At 29.8% G+C, this 1,099-nt stretch carries 1 protein-coding gene; it reads left to right on the top strand.

Translation table 11 applies throughout. The annotated features are described in order from the left end of the window. Positions 1 to 70: 70 nt before the first annotated feature. Positions 71 to 1,054, top strand: a complete 984-nt coding sequence (locus NE054_RS08330; protein ID WP_297890531.1) for an IS481 family transposase — start codon at positions 71 to 73, stop codon at positions 1,052 to 1,054. Positions 1,055 to 1,099: the final 45 nt, after the last annotated feature.

Genomic DNA, 1,099 nt, shown 5'->3' with positions numbered 1-1,099 from the left:
TGTATAGGTTCATATAGACAATGAGCATCTACCTTGATAAAATAATCAAACAAAATAGGAGGTAGATAAAATGAAAGGAAAAATAGGCACAAGTACCTACATCTTCTCTCTGTTCCCTAAAAAACTATCAAAAAACATATCCGACTTAAAACTAACAAAGGAAGTAAAATCAAGACTAAAATGGATTAGCTATTTCCAAAAAACTAAAAATATTTCCAAAACGTGTAGATATTTCGGTATCTCTAGAAATACTTTCTACAAATGGTATAAAAGATTTCAAAAAGATGGATTGGAAGGACTATACGATAAACCTAAAACACCTAAAAATAAAAGAAAACCGGATGTAAGAGAAAAATACAGAGAAATTATAATAAAAGTTAGACAACAGAACCCTACATGGAGCAAAGAAAAAATAGCACATTATCTAAAAATAGAAAAAAATATAAATGTTTCAGCATCTACAGTATATAGAGTACTAAAAGAATCCGGATTAATGGAAAGGACAAAAACTATAAAAGAAGAAAAAAAAAGGAAAAATAGAATAAATAAAAAGAGAACAAAAAGAGGTTTACAAGCGAGCAAACCAGGAGACGTAGTACAAATAGATGTAAAACATCTAATAGTAGATGGGCAAACATACTATCAATTTACAGCTATAGACAAGTATAGTAGATTATCATATGGGAAAGTATATAAGACAAAAAGCTCAAAAAATGCAAAAGAATTTTTGAAAGAATTAATAGACAGGTTTGAATTTAAGATAAAAAAGATACAGACGGATAATGGTAGTGAATTTTTAGGGGAGTTTCATAAATATTTAGAAGATATAGGGATAGAGCATTACTATAGCTATCCAAGGAGTCCTAAGACAAATGCATATGTAGAGAGATTAATAAGGACGATAGAGGAGGAATTGTGGCTAATAGAGGGATTAGATTACAGCATAGAGGAATTAAATAAGAGATTAAGCAGGTATATAAGGAAGTATAACTACATTAGACCACATCAAGGACTAAGATTTAAAACTCCAGCAGATATTGCATATGGGATGTGATATAATGTTTATGTATGGATGCTCACGATGTACTGAACCAATACA

This window comes from Sulfurihydrogenibium sp. (assembly GCF_027448985.1).
GTDB lineage: Bacteria > Aquificota > Aquificia > Aquificales > Hydrogenothermaceae > Sulfurihydrogenibium.
This window is presented reverse-complemented; position numbering and strand designations above follow the sequence as displayed.

Coding starts and splice junctions, on each gene's coding strand:
- NE054_RS08330 (WP_297890531.1), top strand. CDS start 71: ATGAAAGGAAAAATAGGCACAAGTACCTACATCTTCTCTCTGTTCCCT.